Origin of the sequence: Collinsella sp. AM33-4BH (assembly GCF_003469205.1) — a bacterium.
GTDB lineage: Bacteria > Actinomycetota > Coriobacteriia > Coriobacteriales > Coriobacteriaceae > Collinsella.
Genome location: NZ_QSIN01000002.1, coordinates 187,763 through 208,846 on the forward strand (window position 1 = coordinate 187,763; position 21,084 = coordinate 208,846).

The 21,084-nt window shown below is 59.8% G+C and carries 23 protein-coding genes; 21 read left to right on the plus strand and 2 right to left on the minus strand.

Annotated elements, in window-relative coordinates; translation table 11 throughout:
* The first annotated feature begins 46 nt into the window (after nucleotides 1-46).
* The 7 genes from DW821_RS02335 (at nucleotide 47) to DW821_RS02365 (ending at nucleotide 6,418) form a co-directional block, all read left to right on the plus strand.
* Nucleotides 47-469: a prepilin peptidase gene (locus DW821_RS02335; protein ID WP_118065349.1), complete on the plus strand. Its 423-nt coding sequence runs from the start codon at nucleotides 47-49 to the stop codon at nucleotides 467-469.
* A 31-nt stretch (nucleotides 470-500) separates the two neighbouring features.
* Nucleotides 501-1,748 carry a deoxyguanosinetriphosphate triphosphohydrolase family protein gene (locus DW821_RS02340; RefSeq protein ID WP_117757600.1) on the plus strand — a complete coding sequence of 416 codons (1,248 nt, stop codon included), beginning with the start codon at nucleotides 501-503 and terminating at the stop codon, nucleotides 1,746-1,748.
* Nucleotides 1,749-1,808: 60 nt separating this feature from the next.
* Complete coding sequence (locus tag DW821_RS02345) at nucleotides 1,809-3,158, plus strand: replication-associated recombination protein A (protein ID WP_199570618.1); 1,350 nt, start codon at nucleotides 1,809-1,811, stop codon at nucleotides 3,156-3,158.
* 100 nt (nucleotides 3,159-3,258) lie between these two features.
* Entirely contained in the window at nucleotides 3,259-3,846 is a 588-nt protein-coding gene (locus DW821_RS02350) for a hypothetical protein (protein WP_117639347.1), read from the plus strand.
* On the plus strand, nucleotides 3,839-4,216 hold the full coding sequence (locus DW821_RS02355) for an ATP-binding protein (RefSeq protein ID WP_117736300.1): 378 nt from the start codon (nucleotides 3,839-3,841) through the stop codon (nucleotides 4,214-4,216). Before DW821_RS02350 ends, DW821_RS02355 begins: the two co-directional genes overlap by 8 nt.
* Before the next feature lies 1 nt (nucleotide 4,217).
* Nucleotides 4,218-5,009, plus strand: coding sequence for an RNA polymerase sigma factor SigF (locus DW821_RS02360; protein WP_118065353.1), 792 nt, complete (start codon nucleotides 4,218-4,220; stop codon nucleotides 5,007-5,009).
* Nucleotides 5,006-6,418, plus strand: a complete 1,413-nt coding sequence (locus DW821_RS02365) for an AI-2E family transporter (RefSeq protein WP_118065355.1) — start codon at nucleotides 5,006-5,008, stop codon at nucleotides 6,416-6,418. Before DW821_RS02360 ends, DW821_RS02365 begins: the two co-directional genes overlap by 4 nt.
* Before the next feature lie 6 nt (nucleotides 6,419-6,424).
* Here the strand turns inward: DW821_RS02365 and DW821_RS02370 are convergent, their stop codons facing one another.
* Nucleotides 6,425-6,664: a hypothetical protein gene (locus DW821_RS02370; protein ID WP_089571736.1), complete on the minus strand. Its 240-nt coding sequence runs from the start codon at nucleotides 6,662-6,664 to the stop codon at nucleotides 6,425-6,427.
* Between the two features lie 197 nt (nucleotides 6,665-6,861).
* Here DW821_RS02370 and alaS point away from each other — a divergent pair, with 197 nt between their 5' ends.
* The 14 genes from alaS to DW821_RS02440 all read left to right on the plus strand — a co-directional run bounded on the left by alaS (nucleotide 6,862) and on the right by DW821_RS02440 (nucleotide 19,979).
* Entirely contained in the window at nucleotides 6,862-9,519 is a 2,658-nt protein-coding gene (gene alaS, locus DW821_RS02375; protein ID WP_118065357.1) for an alanine--tRNA ligase, read from the plus strand.
* 17 nt (nucleotides 9,520-9,536) lie between these two features.
* Nucleotides 9,537-9,965 (plus strand): Holliday junction resolvase RuvX, encoded by a 429-nt coding sequence (gene ruvX / locus DW821_RS02380; RefSeq protein ID WP_089571740.1) that lies wholly within the window; start codon nucleotides 9,537-9,539, stop codon nucleotides 9,963-9,965.
* On the plus strand, nucleotides 9,958-11,313 hold the full coding sequence (mltG, locus tag DW821_RS02385; protein WP_233539075.1) for an endolytic transglycosylase MltG: 1,356 nt from the start codon (nucleotides 9,958-9,960) through the stop codon (nucleotides 11,311-11,313). Before ruvX ends, mltG begins: the two co-directional genes overlap by 8 nt.
* Before the next feature lies 1 nt (nucleotide 11,314).
* Nucleotides 11,315-11,812: a YqeG family HAD IIIA-type phosphatase gene (locus DW821_RS02390; RefSeq protein ID WP_118065361.1), complete on the plus strand. Its 498-nt coding sequence runs from the start codon at nucleotides 11,315-11,317 to the stop codon at nucleotides 11,810-11,812.
* A gap of 8 nt (nucleotides 11,813-11,820) precedes the next feature.
* Nucleotides 11,821-12,354 (plus strand): shikimate kinase, encoded by a 534-nt coding sequence (locus DW821_RS02395; RefSeq protein ID WP_118065363.1) that lies wholly within the window; start codon nucleotides 11,821-11,823, stop codon nucleotides 12,352-12,354.
* Complete coding sequence (locus DW821_RS02400) at nucleotides 12,351-13,460, plus strand: hypothetical protein (RefSeq protein ID WP_118065365.1); 1,110 nt, start codon at nucleotides 12,351-12,353, stop codon at nucleotides 13,458-13,460. Before DW821_RS02395 ends, DW821_RS02400 begins: the two co-directional genes overlap by 4 nt.
* Before the next feature lie 132 nt (nucleotides 13,461-13,592).
* The gene (locus tag DW821_RS02405; protein ID WP_118065367.1) at nucleotides 13,593-14,723 is read left to right on the plus strand and encodes a Xaa-Pro peptidase family protein; all 1,131 of its coding nucleotides are present in this window, start codon (nucleotides 13,593-13,595) and stop codon (nucleotides 14,721-14,723) included.
* A gap of 159 nt (nucleotides 14,724-14,882) precedes the next feature.
* Nucleotides 14,883-15,446, plus strand: coding sequence for an elongation factor P (gene efp / locus DW821_RS02410; protein ID WP_117806186.1), 564 nt, complete (start codon nucleotides 14,883-14,885; stop codon nucleotides 15,444-15,446).
* A gap of 24 nt (nucleotides 15,447-15,470) precedes the next feature.
* On the plus strand, nucleotides 15,471-15,833 hold the full coding sequence (locus tag DW821_RS02415) for an Asp23/Gls24 family envelope stress response protein (RefSeq protein WP_006233982.1): 363 nt from the start codon (nucleotides 15,471-15,473) through the stop codon (nucleotides 15,831-15,833).
* A gap of 3 nt (nucleotides 15,834-15,836) precedes the next feature.
* Nucleotides 15,837-16,424 (plus strand): transcription antitermination factor NusB, encoded by a 588-nt coding sequence (gene nusB, locus DW821_RS02420; protein WP_117806187.1) that lies wholly within the window; start codon nucleotides 15,837-15,839, stop codon nucleotides 16,422-16,424.
* Between the two features lie 2 nt (nucleotides 16,425-16,426).
* Nucleotides 16,427-16,666, plus strand: coding sequence for an exodeoxyribonuclease VII small subunit (locus tag DW821_RS02425; protein ID WP_006233978.1), 240 nt, complete (start codon nucleotides 16,427-16,429; stop codon nucleotides 16,664-16,666).
* A 34-nt stretch (nucleotides 16,667-16,700) separates the two neighbouring features.
* The gene (locus DW821_RS02430; RefSeq protein WP_233540790.1) at nucleotides 16,701-17,504 is read left to right on the plus strand and encodes a TlyA family RNA methyltransferase; all 804 of its coding nucleotides are present in this window, start codon (nucleotides 16,701-16,703) and stop codon (nucleotides 17,502-17,504) included.
* Nucleotides 17,501-18,361 carry an NAD(+)/NADH kinase gene (locus DW821_RS02435; RefSeq protein WP_118065371.1) on the plus strand — a complete coding sequence of 287 codons (861 nt, stop codon included), beginning with the start codon at nucleotides 17,501-17,503 and terminating at the stop codon, nucleotides 18,359-18,361. Before DW821_RS02430 ends, DW821_RS02435 begins: the two co-directional genes overlap by 4 nt.
* The gene (locus tag DW821_RS02440; protein WP_118065373.1) at nucleotides 18,351-19,979 is read left to right on the plus strand and encodes a DNA repair protein RecN; all 1,629 of its coding nucleotides are present in this window, start codon (nucleotides 18,351-18,353) and stop codon (nucleotides 19,977-19,979) included. The genes DW821_RS02435 and DW821_RS02440 overlap by 11 nt, the downstream gene beginning before the upstream one ends.
* Nucleotides 19,980-20,200: 221 nt before the next feature.
* On the opposite strand, the gene DW821_RS02445 is transcribed toward DW821_RS02440, so the two are convergent.
* Nucleotides 20,201-21,058 (minus strand): MurR/RpiR family transcriptional regulator, encoded by an 858-nt coding sequence (locus DW821_RS02445; RefSeq protein WP_117637710.1) that lies wholly within the window; start codon nucleotides 21,056-21,058, stop codon nucleotides 20,201-20,203.
* Nucleotides 21,059-21,084: the final 26 nt, after the last annotated feature.

Here is a 21,084-nt window from a genome sequence, read left to right on the forward strand (position 1 = left end):
TTTGTGGTGGTTTTTGCTTTTGAGTGACTGCCACGGGAGGTGTTCAATGGTCTATATTCCCTTTTGGATCTGCGCCTTTGCCGGTGCGGTGATTGATGTCCGTGAACGGCGGTTTCCCAACGCGCTTGCCGCCGCATGCGCCGTGGCGGCGTTTGCAGGCGTTTGGCTGGACAGGGGCTTGAACACGGCGCTTGACCACGCCGGTCCTGCCGTTATCGTGTGCCTTTCCCTTGTGCTGACCGAGTCGCTTTGGCGGCGTTTCCGCCAGGCCCCCGGCATCGGCATGGGGGATGCCAAGGCGCTTTTCGCGCTTTGCACGCTCGACCCTCTGGGCGGCATCGTGGCATTTGCCGTCGCGCTCCTGGTCCTGGCCCTCTCCTGCCTCTTTACAAAATCGCGCTCCCTGCCTTTGCTCCCGTTTTTGGTGCCGATATTTGCCATAATCGAGGTCGTGGGCTGGACATTGTAACCGATTGCGCATCCTTTTTAAGGAGCATGCCATGGCAACTAATCAAGAAACGGCCGTCATTAAGGCGCGCATGGACCGCATTCCCGCGGCGTTGTTGCCCGAGCTGGTCGAGCGTATCGCCGCCGACCGCGCCTCGGGTGTCGTTAATCCTTATCGATGCTGCGACGACCAGGTCATTCGTCGTATAGATCGCGCTGCCGACAAAGGCACGCTTATGCGTCCGGCGTTTATGCGCGATACCGAAAAGATTCTTCATCTTCCTGCGTACACGCGTTATGCAGGCAAAACGCAGGTCTTTAGCTTTCGCAGCAACGACGACCTGTCGCGGCGCGGCCTTCATGTGCAGCTCGTCTCGCGCATTGCCCGCGATATCGGCCGTGCCCTGGGCCTCAACTGCGATTTGATCGAGGCGATTGGCCTGGGCCACGATTTGGGCCACACGCCCTTTGGCCATGCCGGCGAGCGTTTCCTCAACGATATCTATCACGAGCGTACGGGTCGTTATTTTTTCCATAACGTGCAGTCCGTCCGCGTGCTCGACGCGCTGTACGGCCGCAACGTGTCGCTCCAGACGCTCGACGGCGTGCTGTGCCATAACGGCGAGTACGAGCAGCGTGTCTTTGAACTCTCGGACATGGCGTCGTTTGACCAGTTCGACCGTACCGTCGAGGACTGCATTGCCACGGGCTATGGCGCGATCGAGCACCTGCGCCCCATGACCCTCGAGGGCTGTGTGGTGCGTATCTCGGATATCCTCGCCTACGTTGGGCGCGATCGCCAAGACGCCATCGCGGCGGGCCTGTTGTCACCCGACGCTTTTGACGATGGCCTGGGCGGGGCTTACAACAGCTGGATCCTCACGCACGCTTCTATCGATATCGTTGAGCATAGCTACGGCAAACCGCGTATCGAGATGAGCGAGGACCTGTTTGAGGAGATCCGCCGGGCGAAGCGCGAGAACTACGAGAAGATCTATAGCAAGGGCGGTATCGAAGGCGATTCTGAGGCAGAGTTGCGTGAGGCCTTCGAAAAGCTCTACGACCGTTGCCTGCAGGATCTAAATAAAGGCGACGAGTTCTCTTACATCTTTAAGCATCATGTTTCGCGCATTGAGCAGCAGCTTTCCTACTACGATCGCACGTATGCCTGGCAGGACGACAAGGATCAGGCCGTCGTCGATTACATCGCAAGCATGACGGATGGTTATTTCTGCGAGCTGACGAGCAAATTGTTCCCAGGTCTAAAGTTTCCGCACCGCACCTATATTAACGAACGGTAGTTCGTATCCTTTCGGTATACTGTTGGTCAACAACGATTTTGATTAATGCACGGGATGGCTATGGACGACCTTTTTTCTGCTTCGACGCGCGAGCGCTCCTTTAAAAATGCGCCGCTTGCGGTGCGTATGCGCCCCAATTCGCTCGACGAGTATGTGGGCCAGCAAAAGGCCGTCGGTAAGGGCTCGTGGCTGCGCGCCGCGATTGAGCATGACGTGCTGTCGAGCGTGATTCTGTACGGCCCGGCTGGCACGGGCAAGACGACGCTGGCCCACATTATCGCCAACCATACCAAGAGCGAGTTTGTCGAGGTCAGCGCCGTGACGGGCACTGTGAAGGACCTGCGCCGCGTAATCGATGAGGCTAAGACCCGTCTGAACACCTACGACCGCCGCACCATTCTATTCATCGATGAGATTCACCGCTTCTCTAAGTCGCAGCAGGATGCCCTGCTGCATGCAGTTGAGAACCGTACCGTCATTATGATTGGCGCTACGACGGAGAACCCGTACTTCGAGGTCAATTCGGCACTGTTGTCGCGCGGACGCGTGGTGGAGCTTGAACATCTGAAGGATGAGGATATCGCCACGCTTATTGAGCGTGCGCTCGAGGCACCACAGGGCTTGAACGGAAAGTTTTCTGCCGATGATGATACGGTCAAGACCATCTGCACGCTGGCCGCGGGTGATGCGCGCTCTGCCCTGACGACGCTCGAGCTGGCGAGCGAGATTGCCGTCACGCGTCCCGATACCGAAGGGACGCCAGCGCCGGCGGCGGGGGAGCGTTATCCCATCACCGTCGATGACGTGAAGATTGCCAACCCGCGCCGCGGTTTTTCGTATGACAAAAACGGCGACATGCACTATGACATTATCAGTGCGTTCATCAAGTCCATGCGCGGCAGCGACCCCGATGCCACGATCTATTGGCTCGCGCGCATGATTGACGCGGGGGAGGATCCTAAGTTTATCGCCCGTCGCATTATGATTCAGGCTTCTGAGGATGTTGGCAATGCCGATCCGCAGGCACTTTTGGTGGCACATGCCGCGTTTAAGTCTGCCGAGGTCATTGGCTATCCCGAGTGCCGCATTAACCTGGCTCAGGCTGCACTCTATGTGTGCTTGGCGCCTAAATCCAACGCGTGCGAGGCTTCGATCGATGCGGCGCTGGCCGATATCCACTCTAGTGGGCTTCGCGAGGTGCCGAGTTATCTACGCGATCGCCATCGCCCGGGCAGCGATGAATACGGTGTGTATAAGTATCCGCACGATTATCCCGAAGGCTGGGTCGACCAGCGCTATTTGCCCGAAGGCTTAGAACGCGGTGCATTTTGGCAGCCTGCCGGCCGCGGTTGGGAAGAATGGCGCGTAGAGCAAAGCGAACGCGACCGCAGCGGGAATGCACCGAAGTAGCTGCTGATAATTTTGTCCCACGTTGCTGCTCTTGGCATGTTCGGTCCCCTTTGGGGTACCATGGAAAGCGTTTGTATTTCGATTCCTTTGGGAGGCTTGTATGAGTCCCATTCAAATCGCCTTGCTGCTGCTTGCCGTTGCCGGCGTGTGGGCTATCGTTGAGCTTGCGCTCACCCTGCGCAAAACCCGCACCGTTGTCGACTCGCTCGACAAGACGGTAACCGACCTCAACAATACGATTGCCGAGGCGCAGCCCGTGGTGGCAAAGCTTGATGGCGCCGTTGACGAGCTTACGCCGGCACTTGCCCAGATGGAGCCGCTCCTCAAGTCGAGCAAGACTGCCGTTGATGCTCTGACGTCTAACCTCGTTGAGGTTGAGGCGGTCGTTCGCGACATTTCCGAGGTCACGGGCAGCGTGGCCGAGGCCAGCAATGCCGTATCGAGCGTGACTGATTCTGCTGCTGGCGCCGTGCAGAAGCTCTTCAATAAGGTGAAGGCTCCTGCAGCCGACGCCGATCGCAAGCTCGCCGCTGCCGCTGCCGAGGCCGAGCAGCCCACTGAGCGCGTTCTGATTGGCGACGACGATGCCGCTGCTGACGACGATGATGTTCAGAAGCCCGCTGCTAAGCCTGCTCAGTATTACACCTATACGCCTGCCGAGACCTCCGAGGAGTCCTGCGATGAGTAGCGAAGCAACCTGCCCCATTACGCTGAGCGTTGCTGGTGATCCGCGTCTCGCGCGCTTGGTGCGCATGACGGCCGCCAACGTCGGCGCCCTGTGCTCTATGTCCGTCGATCGCATCGAGGACATTCGTATGGCTGCCGAAGAAGCCTTCATCTTTGGCTGCACGGCTGTTGATTCCGACGATATCTCGATCAAATTCGATGTCGACGAATCGCATGTGGGCATGACCTTTACCTTTGGCGACCAGGCGACTGTCGATGAGGATGACCAGGCTGCCGTGTATGCCGAGCTCATTTTGGCGAGTGTGTGCGACTCCTACGAAAAGACTACAGCGCCCCTAACGCTTTCCCTCGACCTCAAGGCGGATATCTAATATGACCGAACGCTCCCGGAGCGGCAAGACCGCTTGGGACAAGGAGAAAACCCGCGAGCTGTTTCGTCGTTATAAGGAGACCGGTGATCCGGATGCTCGCGAGCAGCTCGTCATGTCCCATATGAACCTGGTAAGGTTTCTTGCCAACAAATTCAAGAACCGCGGCGAGCCGCTCGATGACCTTTTGCAGGTCGGGTACTTGGGCTTGCTCAAGGCAATCGACCGCTTTGATCCCGAGCGCGGACTCGAGTTCACGACGTTTGCCACGCCCACCATCTTGGGCGAGATTAAGCGCCACTTCCGCGACAAGGGCTGGAGTGTGCGCGTGCCGCGTCGTCTGCAGGAGCTCTCTGCCAAGGTTAACCAGGCCACCGACAAGCTCACCAACGAGCTTCAGCGTTCGCCCAAGGTTGAGGAAATCGCCGATTACCTTGGCGTAACCGTCGACGAGGTGCTCGAAGCCATGGAATCGTCCTCGGCCTACACCTCGGTGCCCATCGAGGCTCCCGGTGCGTCCGATTCCGATGATGCGCCTTCGATTCTCGATCGCTATGCCGACGACGACAACGAGCTCGACTTTACCGATGACCGCCTGGTAATCGAGGAAGCTATCCGCGATTTCTCGCCGCGCGAGCGCGAGGTTATCGAGCTGCGCTTCGCTAAGGGCATGACCCAGATCGAGATTGCCAAGAAGCTTGGCATCTCGCAGGTGCAGGTCTCGCGCCTGCTGCGCCGCACGCTTAAGAAGATTCAAGATAAGATTGATCCCGACGGAGTGATGGTTCGTTCATGAGTGAGCACCCCCAACAAATCGACCGCACGCTTCGCGATACCCGCATTCTGACGCTGCGCATTTGGGGCGTCGTCGGCTGCATTGTCATCGCTGCCGTCATCTTTAACCTTATGGGCATCCTGGCACCGGTCATCGAGTTTCTCGCTGTCGGTTCCATCATCGCTTTTGTGATGTCTCCGATCACCAACTGGCTCGAGCATCACGGTGTCGGACGTGGCCTCGGTTCGCTCATCGCACTCATTGTGGTTGTTGCCGTGCTCGTTGGCGTCGTCTGCATCCTATCGCCTATTTTGCTCGGTCAAATCATGGAAGTCCTGAGCCGCCTGCCCGAGCAGCTTCGTGTTGCGGGTGGCGATCTCAACGAGATGCTCTCGCACGCTAAGACGCTCAACAACACGCCGCTCAAGGAGTATCTGGACGACAATCTTTCTTCGTTGGTTACCGTAGCGTCTAAGTACGTCTCGCAAATCGCTGCTGAGCTCGGCCGCGGTGTGTTTCCGCTCATTACCAACACGGCCTCGCAGCTGTTCGTCATCTTCCTGGGTCTGGTGCTTGCCTACTGGCTTGCCTGCGATTATCCCCGCATGCACCACGAGGTCTGCACCATCATCGGGCAGGAAAAGGAGACCTCGTACCGCTTTATGGTGGCCATCCTTTCGCGTTCGGTCGGCGGCTACATGCGTGGCATGGTCATCACATCGATCTGTGGCGGTTTTCTTGCCTTTATTGGTTTTACGATCATCGGCCATCCGTATGCAGCACTCATGGCTATCTTTACCGGCATTATGCACCTGGTTCCGGTTGTCGGTCCCTGGGTGAGTGCGGCGATCGCCACGGTGCTCGGCTTTATGTTCAGCCCCATGCTGGCGTTGTGGACGCTTGTCGTGACCATGGTGGCTCAAAACGTCACCGATAATGTCATTTCGCCTAAGGTCATGCAGAGCTCGGTGCAGGTGCATCCCGTTATGAGCTTGACGGCTCTCGTTATCGGTTCGGCACTCATGGGTCCCATCGGCATGGTTATCGCCATTCCGCTGTGCGCGGCCCTCAAGGGCATTTTCGTCTACTACTTTGAGAACGAGACCGGGCGTCAGCTCGTGGCATACGATGGTGCCGTGTTTAAGGGCACTCCGTATCGCGATACCGAGGGTAACCCAGTTGCCGCCTACGACGCGCTTGGCGACGATACGTTCATCTATGAGTCCGAGCTCATCGGCAACGAGACCGCGCCCGAGGCCCAGGCCATGCCCAAGCCCGAGCTCGATAATCCCTGGATTAAGCTCTCAGGCCTGCAGCCCGACGCGACGGGTTTCTTAAAGAACCCCTTTGCCAAGGACGACGACACAAGCTCTGACGACGACACCAAAACCGGCATCGACGGCTCCATGGACGATTCGGATTCCAAATAGGCCCTGTTAGCGTTTCTTGATGTTGTAAATAACAATAAACGCGATCAAAGCGATTGATAAGGGGCCAGCCACATAGAAAAAGATGGCGTCAATTGCGCTTAGGGTGTAATACGCTTTATCGCCAGATGTTACTGCGTACAATGCGTAGCCAAATCTCGGCTGGTTCACATACCAGCTCGAGTAAGCGAAGATTGCTAAAAGGGCTACCGAGGTTAGTGCATTCACGACAAACCGTTTGCTATTCATCGATCGCTCCTTCCGGACGATTCTTATATGCAATTATACCGAAATCATTTTTTTTCAAAGTATTTGACAGACCTAAATAACGTGCACTTTCGCTGGAGGGTCGCTGTTTGGCGGCCCTCTTTTTTGCACAGGCGCGGTGGGATGGTAATATCGTTACGTTTGAACTGTTTCGATGTGAAACCGAGGAGATTCCCTCTATGAGTGCTGACTACCCGTCAATGACTACGGCCGAGATTCGCTCTAAGTTCCTCAACTTCTTTGAGGAGCGCGGTCTTAAGCTCTATCCTTCTTCGTCCCTCGTCCCCGACGATCCTTCGCTGCTGCTTGCCAACGCCGGCATGAACCAGTTTAAGGAGTATTACCAGGGCAAGAAGACCATGAAGGAGATCGGCGCAATCTCCTGCCAGAAGTGCGTCCGCACCAACGACATCGATTGCATCGGCGAGGACGGCCGTCACCTGTCCTTCTTTGAGATGCTCGGCGACTTCTCCTTTGGTGGCGTCTCCAAGCAGCAGGCCTGCGCTTGGGCCTTTGAGCTCATTACCAAGGAGTTCAAGCTGCCGCTCGATCGCCTGTACTTCACCGTCTTTACCGAGGACGACGAGACCCATGACGTGTGGCGCTCCCTGGGCGTTGCCGAGGATCACATCTCCCGCCTGGGCGAGGACGACAACTTCTGGGCCGCTGGCCCCACCGGCCCCTGCGGTCCGTGCTCCGAGATCTACTTTGACATGGGCGAGGAGGTCGGCTGCGGCAGCCCCGACTGCAAGCCCGGCTGCGACTGCGACCGCTTCCTGGAGTTCTGGAATCTCGTCTTTACCCAGTACGACCGCCAGGAGGATGGCTCCATGCCGGAGCTGCCGCACCGCAACCTCGATACGGGCATGGGTCTGGAGCGCATGGCCGCCATCATGCAGCACAAGACCGCTAACTACGACGGCGATCTGATGCAGCACCTCATCAAGCTGGGCGAGAAAATCAGCGGCAAGACCTATGACGCCGACGATTACTCCGGTGCTAGCCGCTCCCTGCGCATCATCGCAGATCACTCTCGTGCCGTCGACTTTATGATCTCGGACGGCATTCTCCCCGGTAACGAGGGTCGCGAGTACGTCCTTCGCCGCCTGCTCCGCCGCGCCGTGTTCCACGGTCGCCTGCTGGGCATCGAGGGCGCCTTCCTGACCAAGTTCATTGACGAGGTCAACGCCCAGATGGGCGAGGCCTATCCCGAGCTGCTCAAGAACGTCGCGCTCGTTAAGGGTATCGTCGCTTCCGAGGAGGAGCGTTTCTCCACGACGCTCGACAACGGCCGCGTCTACCTGGACGAGGCCCTGGCCGCGCTTGCCGAGGGTACTGTCCTTCCGGGCGACGTTGCCTTTAAGCTGCACGACACCTTTGGTTTCCCCATCGACCTGACCGTCGAGATCGCCGGCACCGCCGGTCACAACGTCGATATGGACGGCTTCACCGCTTGCATGGAGGACCAGAAGGCCCGCGCTCGCGCCAACGCCAAGGGCGATGCTTGGGGCAGCTTCAACGACGTGTGGGTCGAGCTTTCCGACAAGGTTGCCGCGACCGAGTTCGACGGCTATGACAACGATGTGATCGAGGGTGCCAAGGTTGTCGCCATCGTTCGCAACGGCGAGTCCGTCGAGTCTGCTTCCGCCGGTGAGGACGTCGAGGTCGTGCTCGACCGCACCCCGTTCTACGCCGAGATGGGTGGCCAGCAGGGCGATGCCGGTGAGCTTTCCGCCGAGGGCGTTGCGCTGACTGTTGCCGACACCAAGAACCACAATGGCCTGTATGCTCACGTCGCGCACGTTGCCGAGGGCACACTGACCGTCGGTGCTACCGTGACAGCCGCGCTCGACGCCGAGCGCCGTGGCTTCCTGCGCCGCAACCACACTGCCACGCACCTGCTCGACGCCGCGCTTAAGCAGGTCCTGGGCGAGCATGTCTCCCAGGCTGGCTCGTTGGTGACGCCCGAGCACCTGCGCTTTGACTTCACGCACTTCGAGGCCCTGTCCTCCGAGCAGCTCAAGGCTGTCGAGGACCTGGTCAACCAGCAGATCTTCGCTTCCAAACCGGTCGTGACCCGCGTCATGGGCATCGACGAGGCCAAGGCCGCCGGTGCTGTCGCCCTCTTTGGCGAGAAGTACGGCGACGTCGTCCGCGTCGTCTCCGTGGGCGCCGAGGATCAGCCGTTCTCCCGTGAGCTCTGCGGCGGTACGCATGCCGCCAATACTGCCGAGATCGGCCTGTTCAAGATCATTTCCGAGTCCTCTACGGGCTCCAACGTCCGCCGTATCGAGGCCGTGACCTCCAAGGGCGCTCTCGACTACATGGCCGACCGCCTGGCGCTCGTTGACGCCGCTGCCGCTGCGCTCAAGTGCCGTGTTGACGAGGTTCCCGCCCGCGTGGAGAACCTGCAGGCCGAGCTGCGCGAGACGTCCAACAAGCTCAAGAAGGCACTCACCGGTGGCTCCTCCGACGCTATCTCTGGCGCCATCGAGGGCGCTGTCGAGCTGAACGGCTACAAGCTCGTCGTCGCTGAGCTTCAGGGTCTTGAGGCTGCTGACCTGCGCAATGTGTGGGATACCGTGCACCAGAAGGTTGCCGGCCCCGTCGCCTGCGTCGTTGCCAGCGTTACCGAGAAGGGCACCCCGGCCCTGCTCGCCGCCGGCTCCGATGACGCCGTGAAGGCCGGTTTCCACGCCGGCAACGTGATCAAGCAGATCGCGGGCCTGGTCGATGGTCGCGGTGGCGGTCGTCCCAACATGGCCCAGGCCGGTGGCAAGAATGCTGCCGGTATCGCCGATGCCCTCGCGGCCGCCAAGACCGCGCTCGGCGCCTAAGAACCTAAGTAGTCGCTGTGGTCGCGCTCGCACTGGACATAGGGGAGACCAGGATTGGCATTGCCGTCTCGAGCCGTGATGGCAAGATGGCGATGCCTGTCAAGGTGCTTCCGGCTGCCGAGGTCACTGGTATGGCAAAGACGTTTCGCTACCTGGTCGAGGACTATGAGCCCGATATCCTGGTAAGTGGACGTCCCTTGACCATGGCAGGTGAGCCCGGCCCCCAGGCCGAGCGCGTCGCCGCAGTGGCCCAAAAGATTGCCGACGAGCTCGAACTTCCGCTGGAGTTTGAGGACGAGCGTCTGTCCTCGCAGGAGGCCAAGCGAATCCTGCGAGAGCAGGGACTCAACGAAAAGCAGATGAGGGGCAAGATTGACATGATCGCCGCCAGCCTGTTCTTGCAGACATGGCTCGATCGTAAAAACGAGGAGGTTTCGCATGCCTAGCGCTTCCGATCCGCGCCAGCAGAATCGTACACGGCAGCCTGCGCCGCGCCCTGCTCAGCCTGGCCAGCGCCCGGCGCAGCCGACGCAGCGTTCGGCTCAACCTGCTCAGCGTGCCGCTCAACAGCCCGCAGCTCGTCCCGCGCAGCCCGCTGGCGGCGCTCGTTTTAAGCAGCAGGCTCCTGCCCAGCGCACGCAGGGGCAGGCCCGGCAATCACGCCCCCACGCACATCATGCTCATGGCTCGCACGGCGTTGCTCCGGCCACGCGCTCGAGCTATAACACGCATGCCCGCCGTGGCGTCCAAAAGAAAAGCTCTCCGGTGCCTATGATTATCGGTGGCGTCATCGCCGTGCTTGCGCTTGTCGCGATCGTTTTCTTTGTTGTGCCGGCCGTCAAGGGCTTCTTTGCCGGCGAGGATGCGAAAGTCGCTGCTGGCCAGCAAGTTACTATTACGATTCCCGATGGCGCCTCGGGTGATGCCATCGCTTCGATTCTCTCCGAGAACCATATCGTCGAAGACCCCAAGGATTATTACGCGGCGGTCAAAAAGCTCAATGCCGATATGTCGCTTAAGCCTGGCACCTACTCGTTTACCACGCTCATGGACGCGACCAAGGTTGTTCAGCAGCTCATGGAAGGCCCCAATGCGGGCTCCGATGCACTGACTATCCCTGAGGGCCTGACGGTCGACCAGGTCGCCGATCGTGTGGCCGCGGCATACGACAGCATTTCTAAGGAAGATTTCCTTAACCAGGCCAAGGCGAGCAATTATGTGAATGATTACGCTTTCCTTAAAGACGCTGCAAACGATTCACTCGAGGGCTTCCTATTCCCCAAGACCTATTCGTTGGGTAAGGACCCTTCTGCCGATGATGTGATTCGCGCCATGCTTGACCAGTTCAACACCGAGTACAAGTCGCTTGACTTTGCGAGCTGCGAGGCCAAGATCAAGGAGCGCTATGGCGTGGAGATGTCCGATTACGACATCGTTAACCTTGCCTCGATCGTCGAGCGCGAGGGCCTCAACGCCGATCAGCGCGCGCATGTGGCATCGGTTTTCTATAACCGTCTGGCGGGCAAGCTCGATGGCCTGCGTTACCTCAATAGCGATGCGACCATGATGTATGTCACCGGCGGAGAGGTTACCGCCGACGACCTGCAGAGCGATAGCCCGTATAACACCTATAAGCACGAGGGCCTGCCGCCCACGCCCATCTGCTCTCCGTCGCTCGAGGCGCTCAAGGCCACCCTTGAGCCGACCGACTCCGATGACCTGTATTTCTACATTACACAGGACGAGGAGTACTTCTCGCAAACCTACGAAGAGCATCAACAGTCTTGGAATTAGCATGAGGATTTTTAGCCCCAAACGATACGTTGCCTCGGTCGATCGCATCGACCTTGATACCCTGTGGGCCGACGGCAAACGCGCCATTCTGCTCGATCGCGATAACACCCTGGTGCCGCGCGACACCGAGCAGGTTCCCGCCGCGGTTTCCGCTTGGCTTGACGCCGCCCGCGCCAAAGGCTTTAAGCTGTGCATGGTGTCCAACAACTGGCATCGCGACCAGGTCATGAGCTCTGCACGCGAGCTGGGACTCGAGGCCATTAGCCACGCCATGAAGCCGGCGCCGTTTGCCCTTAAGGCGGGTCTTAAGCGCCTCGGCGCCACGGCCGACGAGGCGGTACTGATCGGTGATCAGCTCTACACTGACGTGTGGAGTGGCAATTTAGCCGGCGTCGATACCATCCTGGTAAAGCCGCAGGCGACGCAGGACCTGTGGTATACGCAGATCTTCCGTATTTTTGAGCGCCGGGCCCTGCGCGACCTTCCCTGCGAGGAATAGGTTTCGCCATGTCTCAGCACATCAAACACGGCTGCGACCATATCTTCTTTATCGGCTTTTTGGGCGCGGGCAAGTCGACGCTCGCGCGCAACGTCGGCACCATGTTCAAGCGGCGTTTTATCGATACCGACCGCCTGGTCGTGCGCCGTTGCGGCAAGTCGGTAACCGAGATTTTTGAGACCGAGGGCGAGGATCGTTTTCGCGAGCTCGAGACCTCGGCGCTCCGTTCGCTCCAAAGCGAGCGCAGCCTGTTGGTTTCGTGCGGTGGCGGTATCGTCGAGACACCGGTGAATATTGAGCTGATGCACGATATGGGTACGTGCGTGTACCTCGAGGGCGACTTCGAGGATTCGATTCGCCAGATTCGTCGGTCCGACACGCGCCCCGATTTCCGCTCGCCCGAGCATGCCGCGCGCCTGTTTGAGCATCGCCGTCCGCTGTATCGCCAGGCCGCAGATATTACCCTTGATATTTGCAACAAGTCCTTCGAGGACGTTTCCTACCTTTGTGCCGAGATGCTTTTGGAGCGTGGACTGCTATGATTCGCCGTCAACTGATCAATTTCCAAAATCGCAGTGTCGATGTTCGCGTCGGCTTTAACGCTTTTAGTGAGCTGTCGCGTATGTTTGCCTCGGCCGTGGGCAAGCCCAAGCGTGCGATGGTTGTCTGGAACAGCGCTGTTTCCGACTGCTTTGGCGAGATCGTTGAGCACGCTCTGGTCGATGCCGGCTTTGCCGTGTCGCCGCTCGTCTTCGAGGTTTCGCCTGCCGGTGCTACGCTGGCCGATGCCGATGCTATCTTTGGCGCCCTGTCTGCCAACGGCGTTACCTGCGACGATCTGGTTGTCGCCGTTGGCGATGCCGCAACCTGCTCGGTTGTTAGCTGGTGCGCCAACCAGTGGTGCGGCCGAACTGAGTGCGCGCTGTTGCCGACGACCTTCGACGCCATGCTCACGGTCGCGACGACCATGAAGCCGCTCGTCGCATCGTCGGCGAATGCGCATCCCGCCATCGCGTTCCGTCCCGAACCGGGCTTGGTCGTGTGCGACCTCGACCTTGTTCGCGAGGCGGACCCCGAGGACCTCAAACTCGGCTATGCGGTACTTGTTGGCACCATGCTTTCGAGCAGCAAATCCCGCTGGAATCAGTTTGCTGAGACCGTCCCCGAGATTCTCGCGGGCGAGGAGGTCGCGCTCGTCAATGCCGTCCAATGGTCTCAGACTGCCCGCAAGGACGTACTGATGGCCACGAACCCGAGCGCTCGCCATGCGCTCGATTTTGGCAAGACGGGGGAGCGTACCCTGCGCGCTTGCTTGGGCGATGCCGCTTCGCAGGTCCCTGCCTACCAGCTGTTGTCCGAGGGCATGCGCTTTGAGGCGCGCCTAGCACATGATGCCTGCGACTTCGATATCGATTACGTCTTTGAGGTCGATGACTGCCTGGAGGACTTTGGTATCGAGGAGCTTGCCTTCGATCTGGAGCCTGCCGCATATATCGAGGAGTTCCGCAGGCAGCAGTTTGTCCGTTCGAACCGCAGTATGTTGCCGCTGCCCGCGGCACTCGGCGCCATTCGTCTCACGAGCGTTGAGGACGAGGTTCTTGAGCGCCATGCTCACGCCTACTTGGCTTCTCGCAAAGAACTTCTCTAAGATTTATTGACATCCATTGTCTTTCGTATCATGTTGAGGGGCGGGTTTTCAGTCGGTTGCGGATCGCATGCGATTCTGTCGTTCGGTTGAGACCCGTCCCGTCTTTATAGAGGCAACAAGAAAGGAATCTGCATGTCTGAGTTTGCTGCCGGTCCTGCCGGTCGTATCGAGCGTGTCCGTGCCCTGATGGTCGAGCGCGGCTACGATGCCATCGTGGTGCGCGACGAGGCCAACCTTCGTTGGCTCACGGGCGTGAAGGGCGTCTTCGATTACACCTTCGAGTTCCCGCACGCGGCGTTTATTACGGCTGACCAGTGCCTGTTCCATACCGACTCGCGCTACCTCAACAGCTTTGAGGAGAACACGCCCGCCGGCAGCCCTTGGGTCTACGACATGGACGAGGGTACCATCCCCGGTTGGGTCGCCGGCAAGATCGCGGCCAACAAGTGCCGCGTCTGCGCTGTCGAGGACGACATGCAGATCAACTTCTACCAGGGCATTCAGCGTGGTCTGGAGGATCGTTCCGTCGCCTGCATGCTGCCGCTGATGCATGACGACATTCGCAAGATGCGCGCCATCAAGGACGCCGAGGAGATCGAGCTCATGCGCCATGCGCAGTCGATCACCGATGCCGCCTTCCAGCATATGCTCGGCTTTATTAAGCCCGGCATGACCGAGAAGCAGGTTCGCAACGAGCTCGAGAACTTTATGTTCGCCAACGGCGCCGATAGCCTTGCCTTCGGCTCCATCGTGGCGAGTGGTCCCAACACCGCCAACCCGCATGCCGTGCCGAGCGACCGCGTGATCGAGAAGGGCGATTTCGTTCTTATGGATTACGGCGCGGGCTACTGTGATTACCGCTCCGACATGACACGCACCGTCGTGATGGGCGAGCCTACCCAGGAGCAGCTCGACCTGTACGCGCTCGTGCGCCGTACACACGAGGAGTGCGTCGCCGCCATCCATCCGGGCGTGGAGGGCAACGACATTTTCAAGCTTTCCAAGAAGATCATCGGCGATGCCGGCTATGGCGATTACTACAACCATGGTCTGGGTCACGGCGTGGGCATCGACATCCATGAGCTGCCCAACTTCAACCGCAGCAAGAACACCATCGAGGTCGGCTCGGTTATCACCATGGAGCCTGGCGTGTATCTGCCCGGCGTGGGCGGCGTGCGCCTGGAGGACTACGGCGTGGTCACCGAGAACGGCTATGAGCCCTTCACCAAGACCCCGCACGACCTGCACATTATCGATTGCTAGCTCATTTCGATAGATTTTTGGGGCGGGGTGTCCGGAGCAATTCGGGCGCCCCGCGTTCTCTTTTTATGCGCTCGCTGCAGGCGCCGTCTGCAAGTGTATAATTTCGGTCGTATGTAAATTGGACGCTTGTGCGTTCTGCCCATAACAAGAAAGGTCGCTATGCCTACCATTTCTACCGCCGACTTCAAGAACGGCCTCGGTCTCCGCATTAAGGACAAGGTCTACACCATTGTCGAGTTCCAGCATGTCAAGCCGGGCAAGGGCGGCGCGTTTGTGCGCTACAAGACCCGCGACATCAAGAGCGGCCGCGTCGTCGAGAACACCTGCAACGCCGGCACCAAGTTCGAGAGCGTCATGCTCACCACCCGTGAGTTCCAGTACCTCTACAACGATGGCGCCGACTACATCTTCATGGACAATGAGACCTATGAGCAGGTTCCTGTTCCCGAGGACATGGTGGGCGAGAACTCCAAGTGGCTGCGCGAGAACGACATTTGCCAGCTGCTCTTCGCCGACGATGAGCTCATGGGCGTGACCCCGCCGATGTTCATCGAGACCACCATCGTCCAGACCGACCCGGGCTTTAAGGGCGACACCGTCCAGGGCTCCACCAAGCCGGCCACGATCGACACCGGCGCTGTCATCCAGGTCCCCATGTACCTCAACGAGGGCGAGGTCATCAAGGTTGACACCCGCGACGGCAAGTTCGTCTCCCGCGTCTAGCAACCAACTCTTCTAGGAGGACTCATGCCCCAGGAAATCAAGATTGACGGCATCGGCATTTCGCCCGATGTTCTGACCGCCATCGTCTCGCGCGCCGTGTCCGATGTCGAGGGCATCGCCTCCGTTGGCGTCAAGGACCTTGCCACCAACCTTGTCTCCATGATGCTCTCGTCTAAGGCCCCGGCTTCCGAGCCGGCGGTCGAAGCCGAGGTCGTCGGCGACAAGCTCGCACTCACCGTGCGTGTCGTGGTGTTCTTTGGCTATCCGTTCAAGAAACTCGCCGAGGCCGTTCGCGCCGCTGTAGTCGCCGCCATCGATGCCCAGGTGGGTGTCGAGGTCGAGCGCGTTGACGTTTGCATCGACGGCCTCGTTTTCCCCAAGGAGTAACCTTTGAGCCTTAAGGTTTATCGCGGGCGCACGCTTGCCCGCAGTCAGGCGCTGCAGCTGCTGTTCCAGGCCGAGGCCACGGACAGCCCGCTCGAGCGCGTCCTCGAGGGCGATTTCCTGATCTCGAAGGGCCCCCTCGACCCCTATGCTCTGGAGCTGTGCCGCGGTGCCTACGAGCATATCGATCGCATCGACTGTGCCCTGCGCGCCGTCGCCAAGAACTGGGATCTTATGCGCATGCCCGGCGCCGACCGCAATCTGCTGCGTATCGCCGTCTACGAGATGCGCTTCCTCACCGACGAAGAGGTCTCGGACGCTATCGTGATCAACGAGGCCGTCGAACTTGCCAAGGCCTATGGCACCGACCAGTCCGCCTCGTTTGTCAACGGCGTGCTGGGCAAGATCGCTCGCAGCGAGGAGCTGCCGGGCGAGGACCTGTACCAGGAACTGCTGGCCGAGGATCGCGCTCGCGAGGAGGCCCAGGCTGCTGAGGCTGCCGCCAAGGTCGCTGCCGCTCAGGCTACCGCCGGTGTACTTGCCGAGGATGTGGACGCTGCTGAGGCCGTCGAGGCCGACTCCGTCGAGGAGTAGCCATGCCAGAGGGTTCTGTCCGCAACTTTGACGAGATCTCGGACCGTCTGGACCAGATCATTGCTACCGTTCGCTCCAAGGATACGTCCTTGGAGCGTTCACTCGATCTGTTTGACGAAGCGATTGAGCTGGGCTCCCGCGCGGTCGATATGGTCGACAAGTTTGAGCTGACGCCGCGTGAGGCCGATAAGCTCGAGCAGGAATACGATGAGGATGCGGCAAACGAATCCCAGGATAGCTAGCCGCATCTCCGGATACGAATGGTTGATGGCATTCATGAAACGCGTGCGTCTTGATGACGAACTGATTTCACAGGGCATCTGCGCCGATCGCGCGGATGCCCTTCGCACTCTTATGGCCGGCTTGGTTTCGAGCGGCGGTGAGCGTTTGGCCTCTCCGGGGCTCAAGGTGACGCCGGGCCTGCCGCTGCACGTTAAGGGGCGCATTCCGTACGTTGGGCGCGGCGGCCTTAAGCTTGAGGGTGCGCTCGATGCGTTTTGTATCGACCCCACGGGCCTTGCCTGCCTGGACGTAGGCTGCTCTACCGGCGGCTTTACCGATTGCCTGCTCAAGCGCGGAGCTGCGACCGTTGTCTCGGTGGACGTGGGTCGCGCACAGTTCGATTGGTCGTTGCGTCAGGACGATCGCGTGACGCTGCATGAGCGCACCAACGTGACGCAGTTGCCTGAGCTTGGCTATGCCGGCGCCATCGACCTGGCTGTTTGTGATGTCTCGTTTACCGGCATCGCGAATATCATCGACGCCGTGCTGGCGTGTCTGAATCCTTCGGGTTCGTTCTGCACGCTCGTAAAGCCCCAGTTTGAGGCGCCGGCTGCGCTGGTGGGCGAGGGCGGTATCGTGACCGACCTCGCCGTCCGCCGCGATACGCTCGTGGCGGCGATTGAGCTTTTTGCCGCCAAGGGCCTGTTCCCGCTTGACGTGTGCGTGTCGCCCATCCATGGCGCTAAGGGCAACGTTGAGTTTTTCCTGTACGGCACAAGGTTTGCCCCTGGCGAACGCACCGACGATGAGCTGCAATCCCAGGTATCGGTTTTGAGCGAGAAAGCTGCAACGCTATGAAAGTCTTTCTGGTTCCCAATTACTACAAGCAAGAGGCGGTCGAGAGCGGCCTGATGCTCGAGCTTTGGCTTTCGCGCCAGGGCTACGAGGTCGCATGGGCTGCCGATCAGCGCTCCAAGATCCAAAGCGCGCCCGATGTTGACGATGCCGACCTGGTCATTACGCTCGGCGGCGACGGAACGCTGCTGCGCGCGGCTCGTATCCTCAACTACCGCGAGATTCCCATTTTGGGTCTTTCCTATGGTCATCTGGGCTTTTTGACGGCAGCGAGCCCCGAGGAGCGCGACATTTTAAAGGTTGTGAGCGATGCTCTGTCCGGCGAGCTCCACGTGAGCCGCCGCGCCACCATCGCCGCCGATATCGTTTCGGTGCGCGAAGACGGCACGAAGGATGTCGTGCGCACGTTTGCCCTCAACGACATGGCACTTACGCGCGGCCCCCTTTCCGATATGGTTGAGTTTGACATTACGGTGTCCGGCCATCATATCGATCGCCTGCGCGGTGACGGTGTCGTCGTGTCGACGGCGACTGGCTCTACCGGCTATGCGCTGAGCGCCGGCGGCCCTATCGTGAGCCCCGATTATACGGGCATGGTTTGCGTGCCCATCGCGCCGCACACCATTCAGGCTCGCGCTTTCTTGACATCGCCAAGCGATGTCGTTGAGATCTTTATGTCCGACGACCGCCCGAGTGTGCCTGCCATCGCTATCGACGGACAGTTTATTACCTGCGACGGCACGGTCGAGAGCGTGGCTGTGCGTCGCGGTCCCGGCGATGTGCTGCTGCTGGATTACGGTCCCGAGAGCTTCTATAACTCGGTGAGTCGCGTGTTCTATGGAGTGCGTCATGATCGATGAGCTGCAGGTTTCCAACATTGCACTCATTCGCGAGGCGACGTTGGTTCCGAGTGCGGGTCTAACGGTTCTGACCGGCGAGACCGGTGCTGGTAAGACCGCACTGCTCTCGGCACTCAAGCTCATTTTGGGCGAGCGCGCCGATTCGTCGACGGTTCGCGAGGGCGAGGCGCTTGCCAGCGTCGAGGCGCGTCTGTTTGACGGTCCGCACGACACGGAGGGCTTCACCGTGCAGCGCAGCCTTTCTGCCGAGGGCCGCAGCCGCGTAAAAATTGACGGCCGTATCGCCAGCGTGCGCGAGCTTTCGGAGCGCGTTGGCGTGATGATGGATCTGTGCGGCCAGCATGAACATCAGCGCCTGCTCGACCCGGCGCACCATGTTGCCATGGTCGATGCTTGGGCTGGGCGCGCGGCGCTTGAGGCGCTCGAGAAGTATCGTGCCTGCTTTAAGGCTTCGCGTGCTGCCGCCAAGGAGCTTCGCCGTGTGGAGGAAGCCTCACGTGCGCAGGGGAGTCGCGTCGAGGAAGCGCGTTTTGCCCTCGAGCGTATCGCCGAGGTCGACCCCAAGCCAGGCGAGTACGAGGAACTCGAGGAGCTGCTGCCGCGCTCGGAGCACGCTGAGGTCTTGGTGGCGACGGCCAACGAGGCCCATGCATCGCTTGCTGCCGAGGGGGGAGCGCTCGATGCCGTGAATGGCGCCGTGGCCGAGCTTTCACGCATGACGACCGTTGACCGCAAGCTCGGTGACATTGCCGATGCGCTTTCGGATGCCTGCATCTCGCTTGAGGATTGCGCCAACGAGCTGCGTGCCTATCGCGATGGCGTTGCGTTTGACCCTCGTGAGCTCGCTCGCATGCGCGAGCGGTATTCCGACCTCAAGGGCCTGCTGCGTCAGTGGGGTCCCACCATGGACGATGTCTTTGCCATGCGCGACCGCTCACGAGAGCTGCTGTCTCTAGTCGATGATGGTGATGAGCAGATCAAGAAGGCTCGCGAGGCACTCGGGTGCGCTGAACGCGATCTTTTTGCTGCTGCTAAGGCGCTTAAGCGCGCGCGGAACACCGCTGCCCCGCGCTTTTGTCACGAGGTTGGCCGTCAGATGGCGCGCCTGGAGATGGGCGGTGCCGAGCTGGTCTGGGAGTCGCGCGATCTTCCGCGTGCCGAATGGACGCCGGCGGGCCCTTCAAGCTACGAGCTGCTATATCGCAGCGGCGCTGGCTTGACACCTCGTCCCTTGCGCCGCATTGCGTCGGGCGGCGAGCTCAGCCGCGTCATGCTGGCAAGCAAGGTTGTCCTCGGTAACGCGGACGGTGTTGATACGTTGGTGTTTGACGAGGTCGATGCTGGTGTCGGTGGCTCCACGGCGCGTGCACTTGCGGGCGTGCTGACAGATCTCGCCGCTACGCATCAGGTGATTGTCGTAACCCACTTGGCGCAGGTCGCCGTCATGGCCGACAAGCATTACGTGGTCAGTAAAGAGCCCGGCGACTTTCCCCAAACGCATCTGGACGAGGTGACCGGCGATGCCCGTACCGCAGAGATCGCCCGTATGCTGAGCGGCGATCAATCGGAGGCAAGCCTAGCGCACGCCAGGCAGATGCTGGAAGAAGCGCGTGCTTAGGCCGTGCCGCCACATGCATGTCCGACCTGTCCGCCACGAAACCGGCCCATCTACTACGTTTAATAGGCCATCGGGAACCATGTCAAGAATTGCAAAAAGAAAACCGCAGGTAGAGCGCCTGCGGTTTTCTCTATTTTCGGTATGTGGTTGGGCCATACGGATAAAACGTAGTAGATAGGCCGGTTTCGTGGCGAGTGGCGTTTATCGGCTCCCTAAAATGTCTACTCTACGACCTTATCCGGCTGGATGAGCTCTTCGTAGTAGCTGATGTGCTCGCGCGCGTCCTCGATTTCGGGCAGCAGGAAGTTGTAGATGACCTCTATGATCATCGTGGCGCTCATCTTGGAGAACGCGAAGTCGCCCGTTGTCAGCAGTGCCTCGTGATTGACGGTATTAAAGGTGTAGTCGGCTAGGCGCGCAAGTGGAGACTTGCTGTCGCTGCTGATGACGACTACAGTGGCGCCGCAATCGCGAGCTGCTTTTGCCATGCGGTTCAGTCGACGCGACTTGCCAGAGTTCGAGATCAACACGATAACATCACCAGGGCGCAACGTGAGCGCGAAACCAATCGAGGTCTCGCTGATGGTGCTTGCCATGCAGCGAAGGCCCAGCTGCGAAAACTTAAATGTCGCATCGAGCGCGACCGCGTTCGTATTGCCCACGGCGGCGAACTCAATAACGCCGGCATTCTTAAGCGCGTGCACAACTGCGGCCAACGTGTCGTGATCAATGCCGTCGATGGTCGCATTAAGCTCACTCACCTTGGCGGCGAGGATATTTTTAAGGCTCTGCTCCATGTTGTCGAGCGAGACCTCGTCGGTCAGGCCCTCGTTGCGCTGACTCTCCAAGTCGCGAGCCAACGAAAACTGAAAGCTGCGGAAGCTGCCAAAGCCCAGCTTGCGGCAGAAGCGCGAAACCGTCGCCTCGGACGTGGCAGCGGCTCGTGAGAGCTGGGCGGCCGTCAGGCGCGGCGCCTCGGACTGGTGCTCCAATATATAGTCGACAATGCGCTGCTCGGAATCGCTGTACCCTTTGTGTGTGCTAATAAGGGAGAGCGCGCTCTTGCTGCTATCGGTCATGGATGGCTCCTGGTTGGCATTGAAAA

Bases quoted from the DNA above. Each gene is read 5' to 3' on its own strand.
- DW821_RS02390 (WP_118065361.1), top strand. From the start codon at position 11,315: ATGAGGATTTTTAGCCCCAAACGATACGTTGCCTCGGTCGATCGCATC.
- DW821_RS02405 (WP_118065367.1), top strand. From the start codon at position 13,593: ATGTCTGAGTTTGCTGCCGGTCCTGCCGGTCGTATCGAGCGTGTCCGT.
- DW821_RS02435 (WP_118065371.1), top strand. From the start codon at position 17,501: ATGAAAGTCTTTCTGGTTCCCAATTACTACAAGCAAGAGGCGGTCGAG.
- DW821_RS02365 (WP_118065355.1), top strand. From the start codon at position 5,006: ATGAGTGAGCACCCCCAACAAATCGACCGCACGCTTCGCGATACCCGC.
- mltG (WP_233539075.1), top strand. From the start codon at position 9,958: ATGCCTAGCGCTTCCGATCCGCGCCAGCAGAATCGTACACGGCAGCCT.
- DW821_RS02430 (WP_233540790.1), top strand. From the start codon at position 16,701: ATGAAACGCGTGCGTCTTGATGACGAACTGATTTCACAGGGCATCTGC.
- DW821_RS02370 (WP_089571736.1), bottom strand. From the start codon at position 6,664: ATGAATAGCAAACGGTTTGTCGTGAATGCACTAACCTCGGTAGCCCTT.
- DW821_RS02360 (WP_118065353.1), top strand. From the start codon at position 4,218: ATGACCGAACGCTCCCGGAGCGGCAAGACCGCTTGGGACAAGGAGAAA.
- DW821_RS02425 (WP_006233978.1), top strand. From the start codon at position 16,427: ATGCCAGAGGGTTCTGTCCGCAACTTTGACGAGATCTCGGACCGTCTG.
- DW821_RS02400 (WP_118065365.1), top strand. From the start codon at position 12,351: ATGATTCGCCGTCAACTGATCAATTTCCAAAATCGCAGTGTCGATGTT.
- DW821_RS02445 (WP_117637710.1), bottom strand. From the start codon at position 21,058: ATGACCGATAGCAGCAAGAGCGCGCTCTCCCTTATTAGCACACACAAA.
- DW821_RS02415 (WP_006233982.1), top strand. From the start codon at position 15,471: ATGCCCCAGGAAATCAAGATTGACGGCATCGGCATTTCGCCCGATGTT.
- DW821_RS02350 (WP_117639347.1), top strand. From the start codon at position 3,259: ATGAGTCCCATTCAAATCGCCTTGCTGCTGCTTGCCGTTGCCGGCGTG.
- DW821_RS02345 (WP_199570618.1), top strand. From the start codon at position 1,809: ATGGACGACCTTTTTTCTGCTTCGACGCGCGAGCGCTCCTTTAAAAAT.
- DW821_RS02340 (WP_117757600.1), top strand. From the start codon at position 501: ATGGCAACTAATCAAGAAACGGCCGTCATTAAGGCGCGCATGGACCGC.
- efp (WP_117806186.1), top strand. From the start codon at position 14,883: ATGCCTACCATTTCTACCGCCGACTTCAAGAACGGCCTCGGTCTCCGC.
- DW821_RS02355 (WP_117736300.1), top strand. From the start codon at position 3,839: ATGAGTAGCGAAGCAACCTGCCCCATTACGCTGAGCGTTGCTGGTGAT.
- DW821_RS02335 (WP_118065349.1), top strand. From the start codon at position 47: ATGGTCTATATTCCCTTTTGGATCTGCGCCTTTGCCGGTGCGGTGATT.
- DW821_RS02440 (WP_118065373.1), top strand. From the start codon at position 18,351: ATGATCGATGAGCTGCAGGTTTCCAACATTGCACTCATTCGCGAGGCG.
- DW821_RS02395 (WP_118065363.1), top strand. From the start codon at position 11,821: ATGTCTCAGCACATCAAACACGGCTGCGACCATATCTTCTTTATCGGC.
- alaS (WP_118065357.1), top strand. From the start codon at position 6,862: ATGAGTGCTGACTACCCGTCAATGACTACGGCCGAGATTCGCTCTAAG.